Origin of the sequence: Halalkalibacter akibai JCM 9157 (genome assembly GCF_000513135.1) — a bacterium.
GTDB lineage: Bacteria > Bacillota > Bacilli > Bacillales > Bacillaceae_D > Halalkalibacter > Halalkalibacter akibai.
Genome location: NZ_BAUV01000133.1, coordinates 1 through 824 on the forward strand (window position 1 = coordinate 1; position 824 = coordinate 824).

Genomic DNA, 824 nt, shown 5'->3' on the forward strand with positions numbered 1-824 from the left:
GACAATAAAAAGGAAATTAATGTTAAAATAAGGGCAGGTTTGTCAAAAAAGCTCTATATTAGTATTTATAATGGTGATTACTGCTTCTAATATAGTTAAGATGAAGGGATTTGTCATAGTGAAAGGTAAATATATATCTTTATTTGTTGTTGCAACAATTCTTGTTCTAATAGCTACCTATTATAAAGAACCTGTTAAAAGTGAGAATATAATCCAGGAAGACGAAGCAGTTTCAAGAGTAATAGATTCCGAATTTCGAGATTTTAACATTGCTTATTTAAATATGGAAGGAGAAAATAGAAAGTTAAAAGAAGAGATTACTAATCTACATGAAAGAAATTTCGACTTGGAAAAATTGATACTTAATTCCGATAAATTAATGGAGACATTTGCCTATCCTGAATCAACGAAAATCATCTACAAAGAAATAAAAGAAAAAGAATATCTGTTATTGTACAGGGATGAGAGAGGTAAGCACTTGGCGATAAACTCACCTGGGGAGTGGCGTTACATCAATTTTAATTACTTAGTAGAGCATGAAGGTTTAAACTGGACGGGACATAATGGTTTTTATGCAGGTTTTATAAAAGATAATGATATTAATAAGATAATAGTAAAAGAAAATGAAAAAGTCTATGATGCTGAAATAATTAAACTTAACGATGGAACTCAACTTTGGTATAGCATTTATGAGCATGATGTAAAATATTCTGGCGAACCCGATAAGATGAAAATTGAAGCGTTAGATATAGATGGAGAAGTTATTTGGGAAGAATCCTTTAATGATAATGTAGGTGGCTAATGTATTTTCACCTTTACCGAAC

1 protein-coding gene is annotated in these 824 nt (G+C 30.3%); it reads left to right on the forward strand.

The annotated features are described in order from the left end of the window. Positions 1 to 118 precede the first annotated feature (118 nt). Entirely contained in the window at positions 119 to 802 is a 684-nt protein-coding gene (locus JCM9157_RS23055; protein ID WP_035668884.1) for a hypothetical protein, read from the forward strand. The last annotated feature ends 22 nt before the right edge of the window (positions 803 to 824 follow it).